Source organism: Pseudomonas fluorescens (assembly GCF_001902145.1).
Taxonomy (GTDB): domain Bacteria; phylum Pseudomonadota; class Gammaproteobacteria; order Pseudomonadales; family Pseudomonadaceae; genus Aquipseudomonas; species Aquipseudomonas fluorescens_BV.
In genome coordinates this window covers 451206-470034 of record NZ_MRST01000023.1, presented here as the reverse complement: position 1 = coordinate 470034, position 18829 = coordinate 451206, and the positions used below count along the sequence as shown (strand labels likewise).

Here is an 18829-nt window from a genome sequence, read left to right as displayed (position 1 = left end):
CTGGGGTGAGCAGCCGTGAGTGATCTGAGAGGATCACTCTGGCGTTTCGAGTTTCAATCGAGAGCTACATATGCACCCGCGCTTCATGCCCGGTGGAAGGCTCGACGCATCGCCCGCCTTCACCTCGAAAAAGCGCCAGCGAGCTCAACAGCGTACGGGTATCCCCCTCAGTGATAAACAGGTCACGGAAGGCTTTCCCGGTCTGCGGGTTGAACAGGCCATCACGCTCAAACCGTTCAAAAGCCTTGCGAGCCAGGACACCAGACCAGGTGTAGGAATACATTTTGGCCCCATAGCTGCCCATCGGTTGTTCGAAACTGTTGATCGGGCGCGCGCCATCAGGCCACTGCAAATACCCGATTTCAAGGTTGGCATGGGTGAAAACCTCATGAGGTGTACGCCCGTCGCCGTAGGTACGGTGCAATTCGAAGTCGACGAGGCCTGTGAGCAAAACGCTGGCGGTTTCCTGACTGGTCTGAGTGTGAACAAATCGGCTCATTTGATTGGCCACATCGTCAGGCAAGGGATCTTGCGTCTGGAAATGGCCGGACAGCCAGATCAGGAACGACGGAGTAAAGCAGAACTGCTCCAACACTTGGCCGAAGAACTCCGCCGTATCATGGCTTAATTGGCCCATACCGGAAATCGCCCGGTAGGGAGCGGCGCTCAACAGGTGCTGCAGGCAATGGCCGAACTCATGCAATAACACCCTCAATTGTAAGTGATCGAGTAAGCAAGGTTGGGCCGCTGTAGGTCGTGGCAACTGACTGCGTAGCACGGCTATGGGCCGCTGTGGACGCCCCTCGGCAGTCATTCGGTGATTGCGCAAGCCCGAGGCGGCGCCAATCTCGCCGCCCGCCACACGGCGATAAGGGTCAATAAACAAATGTCCGATCGGCTGCGCGTATTCCCGGAGTTCAAATACCCGCACATCCGGGTGCCAGGTATCGACAGTGGTTTGTTCGATCAGCTCAACGCCGAACAGGGTTTGGGTGAACGTGCACAATCGTTGCAGCACCGTTTCCAACGGGAAGTAGTTGCGCACCGCGTCCTGCGAAACACCCGCCACGGCCTGGCGAATTTTTTCCGCTAAATAGTTGTAATCCCAGGGTGCCAGGGCATCAATCCCCCGTTGCGCGGCATAGCGTTGCAGTTGTTGTGTCTCGTAGGCAAATGTCGTGCGTGCCTGATCAATCTGCTGGTGCACAAATGCCGTGACCTCATCGGTCGACTCCGCCATTTGCTCCACCAACGCCAACTCGGCGAAGTTGGCATAGCCCAGCAGTTGTGCTTTCTGGTGACGACTGTCGAGCAACACGGTCAGCACCAGTTCATTGTCGGTGGCAATGGCGTCAGGGCCTGGGCCCACGGCACGGCTGTAGTAAGCCACCATCATTTCCTGACGCAAGGCTCGATGGTCGGCATAGCTCATCACGTCCTGAAAGGACTGCTCGGAAAGGGTGAGTAACCAGCCATCCATGCCTACGTCCCGGGCTGCGATTTCCATGCGTGCCAGAGCCGCATCAGGCAACCCGCTCAGCAGCGCCTTATCCTGGATGTGCTTACGCCAGGCGTTGTTGGAGTCTCTTACACGGTGCAGGAATTCCTGACTGAGTTCGTCGATTTCCAGGTTCAACGCGTTGAGCCTCAACTGCTGCTCAGCAGACAGGTCAAGGCCAGCCAAATGGTACTTGCGCAATATTTTACGCAACGCGCTTTGGCGTTGTTCATTGAAAAGGGCCGCGATCGGGCTATCGGCGAGTTGTCGATGGAGCTGATACAGGTCATTGTTCGCGGCCAACTCGGCGCGGTACTGCAGTGCAAGCTCATAACTGCGGTGTGATGCCAGCGTCCATGCCGCCCCTTGGGAAAGAGAGTCGAGCAGTTCAATGATTTTGAGAACGCTATCCAGACGGGCCTCCAACGCTTCCACTGCTTGCACCAGGTCATCCCAGGTGGGGAATGGCGCCTGGCTGGCAATGATCGTTGCGGTGGTGTTGCGGCTTTCAGCGATGATCTGCTCAATGGCGGGCACCAAGTGCTCTGCTCGGATGGCTGAGAACGGTGGCAAGTCGAAGGGCAGTAGAAGTGGGTTGCTTTCGGACATGACGTCACTCTGCAAAGGTAGCTGTCGAAGCAGCCAGCCTAGGGAATGAATCAGCGTTGAAGGGATAGATAGGTATGGGTAAACGGACCAGAAAAGCGATAACGCGGGGAATCGAATACCCCCGCGTTATGCTCAAGCGCGTCGCGCAGGCAGTCACATGTCCTTGAGTGCCGCGCCTTCGCCAGCGTTGCTCGGTTGCAACTTGAACACGTAGAACAACACCGTCAACAGAACCAGGAACGCAGGCCCCACATACAGAGCCACGCGGGTATCCGGGAAGTACGCCATCAGCCCCACCACCAGCACCAGGAATGCCAACGCCACGTAGGAGCTGACCGGGTACAGCCACATGCGGTACTTGAGGCCCGCCTGCTCGGCCGGGCTCAGGCCTTTGCGGAATTTGAGCTGGGCCAGCAGGATCATCAGCCAGGTCCAGATCGCGCCGAAGGTGGCGATGGAGGTCACCCACACGAACACCTGGTCCGGCACCAGGTAGTTGAGCAGTACGCCCAGCAACAAGGCAAAGATCGACAGCAGCAGCGCCTTGCGTGGCACGCCGTTACTGGACGTGGTGCCGAACGTCGCCGGCGCCTGGCCGTTCTGCGCCAGGCTGTAGAGCATGCGCCCGGTGCTGAAGATGCCGCCGTTGCACGAAGACAGCGCGGCGGTGATCACCACGAAATTGATGATGCCTGCGGCGGTCTTGATCCCCAGGCGCTCGAACGTCATGACGAACGGGCTGCCCTGGGTGCCGATTTCGTTCCACGGGTAGATCGACAAGATCACGAACAGCGCGCCCACGTAGAACAGCAGGATGCGCCAGAACACCGAGCCGATGGCGCTGGGGATGGTCTTTTGCGGGTTGCGCGCTTCACCGGCGGTGAGGCCGATCATTTCCACGCCCAGGTAGGCGAACATCACCATCTGCAACGACATCAACACACCCTGTACGCCGTTGGGCATGAAGCCGCCGTGGGCCCACAAGTTGGAAATGCCCAGCGCCACGCCGTCGTTACCAAAGCCGAAGGCAATGATGCCGACGCCGCCGATCACCATGGCAATGATGGTGACGATCTTGATCAGCGCGAACCAGAATTCGAACTCACCAAAGGCCTTGACCGCGATCAGATTGATGGTGCCCATGCTGATCAGCGCCGCCAGGGCCCAGATCCAGCGCGGGGTATCGGGGAACCAGACGCCCATGTACACCGCCACGGCGGTAATTTCCGCCACGCAGGTCACCAGCCATAGGAACCAGTAGTTCCAGCCAGTGAGAAAGCCTGCCAAAGGGCCCAGATAATCTTGTGCGTAACGGCTGAACGAGCCGGCGACGGGGTTGTGCACCGCCATTTCGCCGAGGGCGCGCATGATCACCAGGATCGCCAGGCCACCGATGATGTACGACAGCATGATCGCCGGGCCGGCCATTTCGATGGCCTTGGCCGAGCCAAGGAACAGGCCGACACCGATACAGGCGCCGAGCGCCATCAGGCGGATATGCCGCTCACCGAGTTCGCGTTTGAGCGGGCCGCCTTGAGCGGTCTCGCCAGGGGGCAGTGGTTTGCCGACAGGCATAGGAATACAACCTCGTTTTTATTGGAGTTAGCCACCGAGTCTTCGGCCTATGAGCGGATGGGCCCATACACCGACATAACAGGGCCTGCCTCGTGGGCAGGCCCGCCTGGCCGTGGTCACCGGCCGGGTCAGCGGGCATGCAGTATAAAAAGCTACCGTCAGGGCTTTTCACTCAATAAACAGCAATATTTGGCGATAAGCCCCGATAAAAAGCCAATCGACGGAGGGCTTGGCCAAGCGTCTAGATCGGCCTTCACGGCGCAAAACGGCGCAGAGTATTACACATTGGCTCAGAGGCTGTGTTCTGCACGATCCCCATACGGTTATCGATCGATATAGGTATTTCCCCCCCTTGACGGGCGCGACGTTAAACAACCTCATCACTCACACCCCTTAAAGGGCATAGGTATCTACACAACTTTGGGGCGACACTGGACCTGTGACGATCTGGCAGCCGACGCAGATCTAACTGACGCGCCGCAATCCAAATGTGGGAGCTGGCTTGCCTGCGATGAGCATAGGTATCTACACAACTTTGGTTACGCCGCTGGACCTGTGGCGAGGGAGCTTGCTCCCCTGACGGCCTCACAATCGACAGGTATCTACGTGACACACCTCGGTCAAATGTGGGAGGGGGCTTGCCCCCGATGGCGGCCTGACAGCCGACCAGCATATTGGATTAGACCGTGTACATATCCATTCCTGCGGTAACGGCCACTTAAGGTTCCGCTTTTACAGCGGGTCACTTTTGAAAAGCGCAAAAGTAACCCAAACGTTCTTGCCCCACCACTCGGCACCTCGCTTAGGCTCGGTGTGCCCGTAATCCGCCATGGATTTGGGGGGCCGCCGCCACGCGCCATCCATGGCGCGGGGCGGCTAAATCGGCATCCCTGCCGGTTTACCCCCCAAATCCCTGTCGAATTCCGGCCAGCGTGGTTTAACGGGGCGCCTAAGATCAAGATCAAAAGCAGATCAAGATCAAGAGCGGCTCGCTTCGCATCGTGGTTACCGTCGGCTGCTACAGCCTATAAAGTTGTGTAGATACCTATGCTGCGAAGACGGCCTGGCAGCCAACTGGGATGTTGGATCAGACCGCGTACATATCCGTTATTTAGGTAACGTAAGCAAAACGCTCTTGCCCCAGTCGAAGGCATTTGCGCTAAACGGTGTGGGATCGTCGTCAAAAACCACTGCGGCTTTCCCAAGGGCCCGAGCATTGCCATGATGAGCGTTTCTCTGTGGGGATAAAGCCATGCCATGTGAAATTTGCCAGGACTTGAGCACGCATTTCGTCGGGGAAGACGAGCTGGTCTGGCTCGACTTTGGCATTGAGATCATCAGCGTTCCCACAGCCGGACCATGCCTTGAGGAACAGTGCCTGTACCGTTTTTTCTACGAGTCCGGGCTGGTCTGGAAAGTCGACCATATCGACCATCTCGGCCAGCCCTGGCTGGGAGTGCAACACCGTGCCTACTCGTACGAATCGCTGACACCGCTACCGGGCAGCTTCCGCCAAGTACCGGGTGAGCCGTATCCGGTACGCCGAGCCAAAGGTCTGCCCGGCGCAGGCACGAACTTGAAAAAGTAGCTGTCGAAAACCTCAGCGCGCCTCGTAGCACCGGCAATCAACGTCTACGCTTCACACAGGTCCGATCAATCTGCCGGCATGGATCAATCGACTATGGGCGCTTTGTGGCAAACCGATCCGAACAAGGCTGAAGTCGATCCCGACGGCCCATCACCCGCGCCTTTGCCGAAAAACCCCACCCCAAGCCGCCCCTGGCGACGGTTGTTCTGGCTGATTGGGTTAATGGCACTGCTTGCCCTGGGTTATGCCGCCATGCGCGAGGCGCAGACCGCCCATTGGCAGTCGCGCCTGCTCAGCCAGTGGGCGTCCCGGCTGACCTACACCGTGGCCCCCGGCGCCAGCGACGCGATTGTGTACCCCGGCGCCGGCCCGTTTGACCGGCGCCTGGGCTACAGCGCCCTCGGCGAGTGGCTGCCACGTCTGCTCAAGCGCAACTATGTGGTGCAATCCCAGGCACGGTTCTCCGAAGCGCTGATGGACTACAGCCGCCACGGTCTGTTTATTCCCTATGCGGAGAAAATACAGGCTGGGCTCTCCATTACCGATTGCCGCGCCGCGCCGCTGTATCAGTTCAACTACCCGACCCAGCTGTATAAACGTTTCAGCGACATTCCAGGGCTGATGGTCCACAGCCTGTTGTTCATCGAAAACCGCGAGCTGCTCGCCCCCGACCCGCCCCAGGCCAACCCCGCGGTGGACTGGCCGCGCTTTGCCAAGGCCGCATGGTCGCAGGTCGCGCGCCAGTTGCATCTACCGGGGCAAACAGCAGGCGGCAGCACCCTGGCGACACAACTGGAGAAGTACCGCCACTCGCCGGACGGCCTGACCCTGTCGGGCAGCGAGAAGCTGCGCCAGATGCTGTCCGCCAGCGTACGTGCCTACCAGCAAGGCCCGGACACCCTCGCCGCGCGGCAAAACGTGGTACGCGACTACCTCAACAGCGTGCCCTTGTCGGCCGTGCCCGGCCACGGCGAAGTGCATGGCATGGCCGAGGGGCTGCGCGTGTGGTACGGCGCCGACTTCGCCCAGGTCAACCAGGCGCTGGCCGACACCACGCAGACGCCGGCCAGCCTGGCGGCGCGCGGCCTGGCATTGCGCCAGGTCCTGTCACTGATGATCGCCCAACGGCGCCCCTCCCATTACTTGACCAACGGTCGCGATGAACTGGCGCAACTCACCGACAGCCATCTGCGGCTGCTGGCCCAGAACGCCGTCATCGACGCCGCGCTGCTCAAGGCCGCCCTGGCCGCCAATGTCGCCTACCGCGACTGGCTGCAACAGCCGACACTGCAACCAAACGACACCAACAAGGGCATCAGCGTCGCCCGCAGCCGCCTCGCCGCCCTACTCAACCGGCCGCTGTACGACCTCGACCGCCTGGACCTTTGGGCTACCAGCACCTTGCAATCCGAGCTGCAATCCCAGGTCACCGATTACCTCAAGCAACTGGCCGACCCCGCTTTCGCCGGTAAAACCGGCCTGCTCGGCGAACGCCTGTTGACCCCGGCCAGCACGCCTCAGGTGCGCTACAGCTTCACCCTGTTCGAACGGACTGCGGACGGCTCGCGCGTACGCGTGCAAACCGACAACACCGACCAGCCTTTCGACATCAATGAAGGCAGCAAGCTGGAACTGGGCTCCACCGCCAAGCTGCGGGTGCTCACCACTTACCTGCAAATCATCAGTGAACTGCATGATCGCTACGCCGCGCAACCACCCGCCGCGTTGAAAAAAGCCGACATTGCCGAGCAGGATCGCCTCAGCCGCTGGGCCGTCGACTACCTGACCCAGGCCGCGGACAAATCCCTGGCCAAGATGCTCGAAGCCGCGCTGGACCGTACCTATTCGGCCAGTCCCAACGAAGGCTTTTTCACGGGCGGCGGCATGCATTACTTCCACAACTTCCGCAGCCAGGACAATGGCCGCACCCCTTCACTGCGGGACGCGTTGCGCGAGTCGATCAACCTGCCGTTCATTCGCCTGATGCGCGACCTGGAGCGTTACGTCACCTACGCAGGCCCCAATAACAGCGCGCAGTTACTCAAGGATGACCACGACCCACGGCGCCAGGAATACCTGGCCAAGTTCGCCGACCGCGAAGGCACCACCTTCCTGCTCAAGTTCTGGAAGAAGTACCAGAAGAAGGACACCCAGGCACGCCTGGAAACCTTCCTCGACAGCCTGCACCCCACTGCCATTCGCCTGGCGGCGGTGCACCGCTATCTGTTTCCCGAGGCCACCCCGGACACGTTCAAGCGCTTTGTGCGTTCACACCTGGTCAGCAACAAACTCACCGATGAACGCCTGGAGCGCCTGTACACCGACTACGGGCCCGGCACCTATGACCTGCCCGACCAAGGCTACATCGCCAAGGTGCACCCGCTGGACCTGTGGCTGCTCGGCTACCTGCTCAACCACCCGGACGCCACCTTCAGCGAGGTGGTCAAGGCCAGCCAGTTCGAACGTCAGGAGGTGTACAGCTGGCTGTTCAAGAGCCGTCATCAACGCGCGCGCGACAGCCGTATCCGCACTATGCTCGAGGTCCAAGCGTTCCTGGATATTCATCAGCGCTGGCAAGCGGTGGGTTACCCGTTCGATCATCTGGTGCCCTCCCTGGCCACCGCGATCGGCAGCTCCGGCGACCGCCCGGCCGCGCTGGCGGAACTGATGGGCATCATCCTCAACGACGGCGTGCGCGGCAAAGTGCTGCGCATCGACAGCCTGCACTTTGCCGCCGGCACGCCCTACGATACCCGCGTGGTCAACAACCCCGACCCGGGCAAACGGGTGATGCCGTCCGAGGTTGCCAGCGCATTGCGCGGTGCCTTGTCCCAGGTGGTGGATGCCGGTACGGCCAAGCGCGTGTCGGGCAGTTTCACGTTGGCCGACGGCACGCCGATGGCCATGGGCGGCAAGACCGGCACCGGCGACAACCGCATTGAAGCGATGGGCGCCGGTGGGCGGGTGATCAGCTCAAAGTCGATCAACCGCACCGCGACCTTTGTGTTCTATCTGGGGGACCGCCATTTCGGCACCCTCACCGCCTTCGTGCCCGGCAGCCAGGCCCAGCATTTCACCTTCACCTCGGCACTGCCGGTGCAAGTGCTTAAAGGCATGGCACCGATCCTGCTGCCGTATTTGCAGCCGGGCAGCCAGACCCTGTGCCAGCCCCTGGCTAGTCAACACTGAAAAACAGCCGCCGGGCAAACGGCCGGGTAATCTTCGCCCGGTCGATTTCCAGGGTCTGGCGCACACGCCCGGTCTGGCCAGTGCGCATGCGCGCGAACGCGTCGGCCTCGACCCGAGCCTGGGCCTGGCGCCCCAGGCGTTCCTGCTCGGGGCTTTTAAGGTGAGGGTCGCCCTCGTAGTGGTCATCCGGACCGTGGCTGCGTTTGTAGTGAAAGTGGGCGAAGCACAACGCTCGCTTGATGTCCCGCGCATCGGCGACCTTATACACCTGCAGATAATCATCGGTTTTGCCCTCGAGGAGAACGCGCGCGCCCTGACGAAAAATTCGCACCTTATCGTGGCGGTGAAGAAAGTCGACATGCTCCTGGGTGGTGGGCCGTGCGAGCGTCGCTCTGATTCGAGCATCCAGCCCGGCGGCCTTCAAACGGTCCATCGCCAGGCGCAGCTCGCGTTCCATCGCCAATGCCTTGGCTTGTTGCGCAGCCAGCAGCCGGGTGGTTTCCATGCCCTGGCGTCGACGGGCTATTGCCTCAGCGGTCCACAGGCGCGTGTTGGCCTGGGCCTCAAGCAAGTATTCCAGCGAAGACACATCGTTGACGCGCTCGATCAGGGCCTCGACCTGCTGGATGACCCTGGACTCGTCGTCGAGCAAAGCCTGGGCTTTTTTCATCAGGCTGCCGAGCTGTGCATCGGGCCTGGGGGCGGGGTTGACTGAGTCCCACACACCGTCCTGCGCCTCGGTGAATGAGCCGATGACCTCGCCACCCGCCTCGTGCAGCTCGGCGGTGGCCGGCGCCTGCTGGGTGGCCTCGCGGATCTGCGCCACATACATATCCTGATTGCGCGTGCGGATGATTTTTTTGCGCCGGCTGCCCTGAGGCACGGGCGCCGGAGCAGGGAGCGGTGGCTCCTGCTCGGGTTGCAGAAGGTCTGCCAGGTCCTTTTCGACCTCCTGATGCAGACGGGCCAGCAGCTCTTGAAGTTTCTGCAGGTAGTCCAGGTCGAACTTGTCAGGTTCCATGGCACGCCAGAACTCAATCTGATCATCGGTCTGGGCATAGATGCCATCAACGTGCTTGAGCAACTCGATACGCTCGGAGGGTGTTGCCTGCACCTGTTGCAGGTCCGCCAGGGTGCGACTGGCCCGGCGCGCACGGTTAACGGTTTCACTGACACTGTTGAAAAAATCGTCACTCATCGCAGGCCCTGCGACATCAATGGAGATGCCCCACAGAGTGGTCAGTTGCAAGGATTGCAGGTCCCGTATCGAAGGGCGTGCGGTTATAGCCAGCCCCTTGGCCTTATCCCGGCCCAAGCGTGGCACCCGGTTCAGTTCGTCCAGATACCCGGCTTCCAGCGTCCGCACGCGAATGGCATTGTCCTGCACGGTCGCCAATTCACGCATGATCACCCCCAGTGCGGCGTGATCCTGACGGTTGATATCCGACCCGGCCTCGTCTTCTGTTTCATCGCTGAGCCGGTCCAGCAACGGCCTGAGCCTGGCATTGAGCGTGGTTATATGTTGCCTGGAGTCGCTGTCCAACAAGCGCGCGGTCAGGATTACACTCTCCAGCGCGTCGCACAGTTTCTTTTCATAGTCAGGGCGAGGGGCCAGCTCGCGCAGTCGCTTGAGTATTTCCAGTTCATTCTGCGCAGACATGAATTTGTTGCTCAGTTCCCGGGCATAGCGCTCCCATGCCTGGCTGCGCTGCTGCTCAGTGATCTGCCCGGCGGGCCGGTTCGCCAGGGTACGTGCCAGGCCCATGGCCGTAGTGGCGCGTGTATGGTTCGCCTTGGCTTTTTCGTACTCAACCTCGAGCGCCGCAAGGGTGGCCGATTGCGCTTGGCGGGTACGTTCAGGAGCCTCGTCCGCGTTTCCGCCGGCCAACCGCAGGCGCAGGTCAAAGTCCCATTGGCCACGTCCCGAATGCCTGAGCCAAGGCCCAAGGGTGGCGCCGTCGGCACTGACTACCCTGACCTCGCCCTGTTTGACTTGCACGCGATACAACGCACCTTGCACCAGCGCTTGCCATTGCTGCGGAACCTGGGAAGTGTCGCGCAGCAAACCCCAGGTCGAGCCACGGGTCTCGGCATTTTCCAGGGTCGTCGGCCAGGGTTTGGCAAACGTCTTCAGGCGTAACGGCTCAAGCCGTGCACGCTGCTGCGCTGTGAGCACCTGCCGCGCATTGGCCCAACGCATCGGCGGCTGGAACGTCGCGGGTACGGGCGCCGCCGTGAGCGGTAACACGCGGTGCGCAGCCTGCGCCGCCCCGGCGCGCGCCAAAGGCGCAAATGCCGGGTGTTCCAACGCCAGAGACTGGTGGGCATCCTCTGGCGCGGCTTGATGGGCGACAATCGCCATCAGGTTGGCGAATAAATCGGTGAGGGCTACGCTGCGCGTTTGCCCATCGCCACTGCTCAGGCCTTCGATATCGTGCTGTGCACTGTCCACCAACTGCACCAGCCAACCGCCCAGCTTCAACGGCCCGTTGAGCAGCGGCAGCAGCGTATTGAACAACAACCAGCCGGCATTTTTCAGGGTGCGCCAACGCTGTTCGGCGTTGGACACCGACTGGCGGTCCGCCAGGGTCACCAAGGCGTTGGCGGTGGCGCTGAACACCTGGTGCGCCGGGTCGCTGGTGACCACCTGCTTGCTCAGTTGGGCCGGCGCCGGTTTTTCATACACGGTGAATTCATCGCCCGGTAGAAAGCGGCGGATGTGCGGCTCGTTAAAGCCATTATTGGCATACACCGCCTGGCGCGAAGCCGCGATCCAGGCCAACACGTTGTCCTGTAACGCGCCTGGGGTCTTGATGGCGGTGAACAAAGCCTCCAGCGACGCATACTCCTGCAGCGGCGGGCTGAACAAAGGCCGATATAACAGGTGCGGCCCGCTGCTGCCCTCTAACGGCCCGATGACGAACATATTGGTCACTTCATCTGCACGGGCGTGTTCCGAGGCCTTGAACGCCAACGGCCACAGCGCGACAGCTTGCCCCTGCACCGTGCGTTCGCCAGCGCTGGCCTGCAGGGCGGCCCGTACCCGCTGGAAGCCGCTCAAGGTCAAACCGTGCTCCCCCTTGATCTTCGACTCCAGGGCCAGCATCGGTAGTTGCACGCGCAATTGTCGGCTGAACTGTTGTCGACGGCGGGTGGCCTCAGCGACATCGTCGATCAAGCTCTTTTTCAGCAAGGCAGGGTACACCTGCCCCACGTCCGCCTCAGTCACACACTGCTTGATCCGCTCATAGGTCAGCCACGCCGGTGCCGCCGCCCCGCTAAGCGTGATGCGCTTGGCGGTGTGCGTGAAGCCGGCAAGGTTCTCCAGGGCCAACTCGGTCAATGTCAGCGTCACAGGTTCCACCTCCCCGGCGATGAACCCGCCCGGTACCGGCACTGGCGCGGCGATGATGCGCTCGAAGGTCAGTGAAACCTCGTCCAGCCGAATGGCCGTTGCACCGGGCTGCATCTTCAGGCAGTGCTGCAAGCGACGGTCTGCGCAGGCCTCAATCGATTCGATGCCGTCGAGAAAAGAGCTGGCCCCGTTTTCATGCTGAGCCAGCACCCACTGCTGCAACAGGTGTGCATAGGCGATGCTGTCCTCGGCGCTCGCCTGGGCCAGCCACAACGGTAATGCCTGGCGCAAACGCTGCTGGCGCGTGCTCAGCTCGCCGATAAACCAGCGGCGCGGATCGGTGATGTAGGTCAGCAGCGCCCGATACTCTTCAGCCGTTCGCGACACATTGCGCTGGATGCTGTCGATCTCCAACAACTGACGTGCCAGGTAGCTCGCTGCCAGGGCATCGAACGGATCGCCCTGCACCTGTTGGGTGAACCATTGCTCAGCCGCGTCGGTGAGTACCGCACTGGTGTACGCCGGTAGCCACGCGCCGATGTCGTCCAGGCTGTCGAGCACGTGAATGCCGCTGGCCGGGCTGAACAGCAGGGTGTTCGAAGCATGACTGAGTACCAGCAGGGGCAGCATTTGCGCCTGCTCGCCGGTCTGTCTCGCCCCCAGCAGATGCACAGTGCGCAGCTGCAACGAGCCTTCCTGCGCATCCCATTGCGGGTCGGGCCGTGACGGCCGCAACAGGGTTTTGGGAAACAAGGTGGCGAAACGCGCTGCGTCCATGCCGGGTGGCTTGGGTGAATCGTAGAGCAGCGCCATCAGGTGGTCGGACAGGGCTCCCCAGCGCACCCTATTCGCCGGTAAAGATTCACGCCACCAGGTTTGCAGACGCTGGGCATAGGAGGTCAAGAGTGCAGGGCCGCAATGGTTGATCAATCTTTCCAGCTCGGCAAGCGTCGGCCCGCCGGGTGCGTACACCTCGCGCACCCGATGAACCACGACATGATAGTTCTCCACCAGCAAAGTCGGCCTGGCGTCTGCCAGGCGCTGCACCACAAGCTCAGGCAAGGACTGGTAAGTGAAGGAGTTGGTGCCTGCGGTTGGCGTGGCCAGATGGAGCAGCCCGGCGGGCCAGAGTTTCGTCTGTGCATTCAGGTAGGCCTGGGCCGCCCCCTGCGCCACCGCCTGCAACGACGGCGGATCGCGGAACAGAACCTTGATTTGCTCGATATGGGTTTGGCGCGGGGATGCTGAGTCGTGTGTGGCAGACGTCATGAGAGGGTCTCTCAAAGGGATAGATTCTGCGACGCTACAGGCTATATGACGCTCGATGCCGATAGACAACTACCGCCAGAAAGACCTCGGCGCAAGCCTAGTCTGGGAGCCCAAGCAACCACGAAAGACGCGCCATGACCGCACATGATTTTTCGGCCAACGAAGACAAAGGCCAGCACTACGAATTGATCCGCAATGCCTTGCCTGCCTGGATCAGCACGCTGCCCCTGGCACGCATCAATGCCCTGAAAGCCAGCCGAAAAAGCATTCCGGCCTGGTACAAAAGCGCCTCGCCTCCCCAGCACCAACAACTCAAGACCGAGATGGCTGAACACTGGAAAACCCAGATCGTCATCGACCGCAAACTGGCCCCCATCACCGACCTCAAGCGCTTTGCCGAACCCTTGTTGAGAGCCGCCCTGAAACAGCATCACAACCTCGATGTGGACGTGCGCAGTACCTACCTGCGCTTGTATGCGCCGGCCACACAGCCCTGGTGGGTCAAGGACTTCGCCAGCGGCGTGCGCAGCCGCACGGTATCGCTGCTGGACGCCGCGCTGCACAACTTTGCCGACACCGAAACCTTCAGCGCCGACTCGCAATTCATCACCCAGCCCGATGCCTTGGGCCACTTCGACGTGCTGCCGTTGGCCCACACGTTGTCGATTGCGCAATTCAAATCCCTGGTGCGTAACCTGGACATCGGCGCCCAGTACCACCGGCACCTTGATGAGCACCTGGGCCGTACCGCCCCGGTGGTCGAAGGCGTGTTGCGCGCCCGGGTCGTGCTCAACCAGCAGGCCGCACTCAAGGTTGCCGCGCGCATGGCGTTGATCAAGGGCGATATCCAGGCTCAGGACCATGGGCTGATCAGCGCGTTGATCGAGGGTCAGACGAACCTGACGCTCGACGGCAAGCCCGCGCACTGCCATGACCTGAGCCTGATGGACGCAACCCTGACCGGCATCGTGCTCATCGCCGCCGACCTGGAACACAGCCGCGAGGCGCTGCCCGTTATCGCCTATGTGCCGGATGACCCCCATCACCCGCTCAAACGTTATGCCTCAACGGTCGAGTTCATGCAGACCCTGACCCGGCAACTGCAACAGCCCGACTACCAACCATTCTTCAGCCGGTTCGTCGGGCATCAGTTCCAAGGGCATTTCTTCAGCCAATTGGGGCAGCGACTGCTCCAGGTGAAGTGGCATCGCCATACACCCGGCGACCCGCAACCGAGCTGGCGCGAGGTCGCCGTGGACAACCCCAACCTGCAGTTCAGCGCCAAGCGTGTACGAGCGCCGCTGTGGGAGCATCTGTACAAGCAAAAGCTCGACAAAATCCTCAACGATGCCCGTGAGCTGGCGGTGTCCACCGCCTACGCCGACCGCATGGCGCGCTGGGCCTGGTGGGACAACCTGGAAAAAATCTTCTCCGATATCCTCAACGTGGCGTTACTGGTGGTCACCCCCTTCGTGCCGTTTCTGGGAGAGCTGATGCTGGCTTACACCGCGTATCAACTCGCCGATGAGGTGTTCGACGGCCTGTTGGATTGGGCCGAGGGGCTGGGCGTCGAGGCTATTGAACATGTGGTCGGGGTGGCGGAAAACGTGTTGCAACTGCTCGGGTTCGGCGCTGCCGGACAATTGGCCCAGCTCAAGCTTTCGAACTTTGTGGAGGGGTTGAAACCGGTGCCCCTGGCCGACGGAACAATGCGTTTGTGGCATTCGGACTTGAGCCCCTATGAGCAAAAAAACCTGACCTTGCCCGCCGATGCGGCGGCCGACGCCCAGGGGTTTCATCGCCACGCCGAGAAAAAAATCCTGCGCCTGGACAACAAACACTATGAAGTCAGCCTGGTGCCCGACACCGACCAGCACCGCGTCGTCCATCCGCTACGGCCCCACGCTTATCGCCCGCAAGTGCGGCTCAACGGTCGTGGCGCCGTGGTGCTGGAGGGCGAGGAGCCAAGGACCTGGGACGAGACCCAACTGCTGCGGCGCCTGACTCCGCAGACGGCCGCCTGGCCCGAAGCGCGTCTGCAACAGTTACGCGCTATCAGTGGCGTAGAACCCGGCGAGCTGCGGCAGATGTACAGCGAAAACCAGCCCCCGTCACCGTTGCTGGCCGACACCCTGGACCGTTTCGAGATTCGCCAGCGCATCGACACGTTCGGCGAGCCGGCGGCCGACACTGGCGAAGCCGGCTATTGGTCCGCCGACATGCTCACGCGCATGGACGGCTGGCCCAGCGACAAGGCCATCGCCGTGTTCGAGGCCTCTGACCTCAGCGGTGAGCCGATCCGCCATGGAGCAACACCGGCAGCGCCCCAAGCAACGCTGGCGATCAGCCGTGAAGACCTGCAGGCAGGCCGCCTGGCCCAGCGCGTGGTGGACTTTCTCGACGAAGACGAGTTGGCCGGCCTCCTCGGCGAGCCCTTGCCGGCCGAAGCCAGCGTGCGGGTGCGCACGCTACGCGAACAACTGAGCCTCTACGTGGCCTCGCGCAAGGACGACATCTTCGAGCATCTGTACAGCTTCAAACGCCAGTCCAACAGTGCCCATGGCTTGCTGTTGCAACGACAGTTTCCCGACCTGCCCGACAGCCTGGCCCAGGCGATACTGGCCCAGGCTCGTCCCGCTGAAATACAGCACATCGACCAAACGCAGCGCCTGCCGTTGCGCCTCAAGCATCAGGCCAGGGAGTTGCAGTTCGAAGCACGCACCACCCACGCTTATGAAGGTTTTCACCTGGACGCCGCGCCCACGCCCGACACCGAACGCTTGCTGCTCAATGCCGTAAAAATACACAGTGACGCCTTTGGCCAACTGCGCGTGAGCATCCGCGAGCAACTGCCCAGCGGGCAGTTGCGTTGCCGTGTCGGGCCGGATGACGCCACCACCGACGCCCTGCTGATACGCACCGCGCCAGGCCAATACACACGTCACGGCGCCAGCGCCGCGACCACCTGGGACTTGTATGAAGCCGTGCTGCACACCCTGCCCGCCGACACCCTGGGTTTCTCGCCCGGCCAAGGCCAGGCACTGCGCGAATGGCTCAAGCACACCCTGCAACTGCCGGCCGAACGCCGTACGGTATTGGCCGAACCGCCGATCTTCGCCGTCGCAGCACCAAACACCCAGCAACTGCTGCAAAAGCCGTTGTTCAGCGCGCTACGCCGCAGGTTGAGCGGTGATAACGGCAACGTAGAGGGGCGGCTCAGAGCCCTGTATCCGACGCTGACAGACGAACACCTGATGGACTATGCCCACTCCTTGCATTCGAACGAAGGGCTGCGCTTGCTGCGCGAGCTTGAAACCGAAAAGAAAGCCCTGCGCAAGGCCCTTAAAAACTGGCAAAGCCTGCCCGCAGCGGGCACCCGCAAGCGCAGGCCGGCACTCCCGGAGCAACTATTCAGAGAACGCCTGAGCGCGCTGATACGCCAAAGCTGGGAGCACTCGAGCCAGGGCCACGACACGGATTTCGGCGAGCGCCGATTGGGAAGCGAACTGGATCTGCGTGGGGAAACCCTCTATGGCTTCTTGCAGAACTTCCCCAAGCTCGACACTGGTTTGAACCACATCACCAGCCTCAACCTGGCAGGTACCCACTTCACTGACGCCGACAGCCCGTTCCTGAACAATTTCCCTAACCTGCGCAGCCTGGATATCACCGGTAAACGCCTGACCACCCTGCCGGATGCCATCAGCGGTATGCGTCGGCTCACGCACCTGGGCCTGGCGGAAAACCCCATTAATTGGCAGCCGCACACCCTGGAACAGCTCAAACAGTTGAACCATCTGAGGGTGCTGGTGCTGTCGCATAACGAACACCTGAGCACACCACCGGACATCAGCCGCATGCCTGAACTGAAGGTACTGGCGCTCAACAACACAGGCCTGAGCCAATGGCCGCTGGGCCTCCTCGACCTGCCCCGTGCGCGGGACTTTCACCTGAACCTGCTGAACACCGGCATCACCCAGGTGCCCATCGTCGAACCGGGCACGGCCTCGGCAGAACTGGTCGCACGCACACGCCTGGACCGCCAGAAGCTTGCGCGGGACGCCGAGGACCGGCTGGTCGGCTACCGCCGCGCCGCCGGCCTGGACCCGTATCGCAGCTACCCCCCGCGCGGCGAGCAGGACAGCCAATTCTGGCTCGGCCACCTGCCGGCCGAACAGCGCCAGGGCTGGCAGGAAATCTGGGATGAGCTGGAGTGGGAACACGGCTCCCAGGGGTTTTTCGAGGTAATCAGAAGCCAGCAGCAGCCGGCCCCGGAGCTGGTCCAGACGCCAGATGACCTGCTGCGCTATCAGCACAATCTGCGGCAGCTGCGCACCAACGTGTTGCGCCTGCTGCGGGCTGCCGACAGTGATGAACCCACCCGCACGGCGTTGTTCAACCTGGCGGCCGAACCCATCCGATGTGCCGATGCGGGCGCCCAATTGTTCAACGCCATGGGTGTCGAAACCCTCAAGCTCGAGGCTTCACGCTTGCCCACCGCCCAGGCCCGGAGCAACGCGCTGGTGCTGCTCGCCAAACAAAAGGCACGGTTGGACAAGCTCAATCAAATCGTCAAACAGGACCTCCAGACGCGCCTCACCACCCCCACCCGCAATGAGGACGGCAGCGAAGGCCCGCCCCTGCGGCTGACCACCGATATCGTCGACGGCGTACCCGGCACTCTGGACGAGGTCGAGGTGTACAGCGCCTACCAGACCGGTCTCAAAGCGCGCCTGGACCTGCCATGGCTGGCCGACCACATGCTCTACCGCGAGGCCGGTAACGTAGAGCCCAGGCAATTGGTCAGAGCCTACAACAAGGTGATCGAGGACGAACAGGGCGACGGGTTGGTGGAGCAGATGCTCGAACAGCCGTTCTGGAGCGATTACTTGCTCGACGCCCACCCCGACGAGTACCGGCAGATCAAGTGTCAACACGAGCAGGCCAGCGACACCATCGATGACTTGCGCCAGGCCCAGAACGCCTTCGCCGCTGCCGAAGAACAAGCGCAGGAACAACTCAGACAACGCTTGATCGAGTTGACAGACACGCTCAACGTGCCCCATGAGCAAGTCTTGACCGGCGAACCCATGACTGATGAGGTGTACTTGAGCCTGTTTCTCAAAAGCTTTCACAACGAGCAGGAACTGAGCCGACGCCTGACCCGCCAGGCCATGATTGACGCCGGGCTCTAACCTTCCACTGCAAACCAATGTGTGGCTGGCTTGCCTGCGAAAGCGGTGGTTCAGTTAAGGATTCAGTGACTGACACTCCGCTTTCGCGGGCAAGCCCGCTCCCACAGGGGATCTGTGTCAGGCGTTGATTCTGTGGGCAATACATGGCCAATGTGGGAGCTGGCTTGCCTGCGAAAGCGGTGGTTCAGTTAAGGATTCAGTGACTGACACTCCGCTTTCGCGGGCAAGCCCGCTCCCACAGGGGATCTGCGCCAGGCGTTGATTCTGTGGGCAATACATGGCCAATGTGGGAGCTGGCTTGCCTGCGAAAGCGGTGGTCCAGTTAAGGATTCAGTGACTGACACTCCGCTTTCGCGGGCAAGCCCGCTCCCACAGGGGATCTGCGCCAGGCGTTGATTCTGTGGGCAATACATGACCAATGTGGGAGCTGGCTTGCCTGCGAAAGCGGTGGTTCAGTTAAGGATTCAGTGACTGACACTCCGCTTTCGCGAGCAAGCCCGCTCCCACAGGGGATCTGTGCCAGGCGTTGATTCTGTGGGCAATACATGGCC

General features: G+C 61.6%; 6 protein-coding genes. 3 read left to right on the top strand and 3 right to left on the bottom strand.

Going from position 1 to position 18829, the window contains the following annotated elements:
- Positions 1-64: 64 nt before the first annotated feature.
- Positions 65-2107 carry a M3 family metallopeptidase gene (locus BUE92_RS13920; protein WP_073524333.1) on the bottom strand — a complete coding sequence of 681 codons (2043 nt, stop codon included), beginning with the start codon at positions 2105-2107 and terminating at the stop codon, positions 65-67.
- 153 nt (positions 2108-2260) lie between these two features.
- Positions 2261-3682: an amino acid permease gene (locus tag BUE92_RS13915; protein WP_073524332.1), complete on the bottom strand. Its 1422-nt coding sequence runs from the start codon at positions 3680-3682 to the stop codon at positions 2261-2263.
- A 1252-nt stretch (positions 3683-4934) separates the two neighbouring features.
- Here BUE92_RS13915 and BUE92_RS13905 point away from each other — a divergent pair.
- Entirely contained in the window at positions 4935-5270 is a 336-nt protein-coding gene (locus tag BUE92_RS13905) for a hypothetical protein (RefSeq protein WP_073524330.1), read from the top strand.
- Positions 5271-5363: 93 nt separating this feature from the next.
- Positions 5364-8459 (top strand): transglycosylase domain-containing protein, encoded by a 3096-nt coding sequence (locus BUE92_RS13900; RefSeq protein ID WP_073524328.1) that lies wholly within the window; start codon positions 5364-5366, stop codon positions 8457-8459.
- On the opposite strand, the gene BUE92_RS13895 is transcribed toward BUE92_RS13900, so the two are convergent.
- A complete protein-coding gene (locus BUE92_RS13895) occupies positions 8446-13083 on the bottom strand; it encodes a hypothetical protein (protein ID WP_073524326.1) in 4638 nt (1545 codons plus the stop codon). The genes BUE92_RS13900 and BUE92_RS13895 overlap by 14 nt on opposite strands.
- Before the next feature lie 134 nt (positions 13084-13217).
- On the opposite strand from BUE92_RS13895, the gene BUE92_RS13890 reads away from it, so the two are divergent.
- Positions 13218-18278, top strand: coding sequence for a dermonecrotic toxin domain-containing protein (locus tag BUE92_RS13890; protein ID WP_073524324.1), 5061 nt, complete (start codon positions 13218-13220; stop codon positions 18276-18278).
- Positions 18279-18829 lie beyond the last annotated feature (551 nt).

What these genes read in the sequence shown, in the direction of transcription:
- BUE92_RS13900 (WP_073524328.1), top strand. Translation starts at nt 5,364, where the DNA reads ATGGGCGCTTTGTGGCAAACCGATCCGAACAAGGCTGAAGTCGATCCC.
- BUE92_RS13905 (WP_073524330.1), top strand. Translation starts at nt 4,935, where the DNA reads ATGCCATGTGAAATTTGCCAGGACTTGAGCACGCATTTCGTCGGGGAA.
- BUE92_RS13890 (WP_073524324.1), top strand. Translation starts at nt 13,218, where the DNA reads ATGACCGCACATGATTTTTCGGCCAACGAAGACAAAGGCCAGCACTAC.
- BUE92_RS13920 (WP_073524333.1), bottom strand. Translation starts at nt 2,107, where the DNA reads ATGTCCGAAAGCAACCCACTTCTACTGCCCTTCGACTTGCCACCGTTC.
- BUE92_RS13915 (WP_073524332.1), bottom strand. Translation starts at nt 3,682, where the DNA reads ATGCCTGTCGGCAAACCACTGCCCCCTGGCGAGACCGCTCAAGGCGGC.
- BUE92_RS13895 (WP_073524326.1), bottom strand. Translation starts at nt 13,083, where the DNA reads ATGACGTCTGCCACACACGACTCAGCATCCCCGCGCCAAACCCATATC.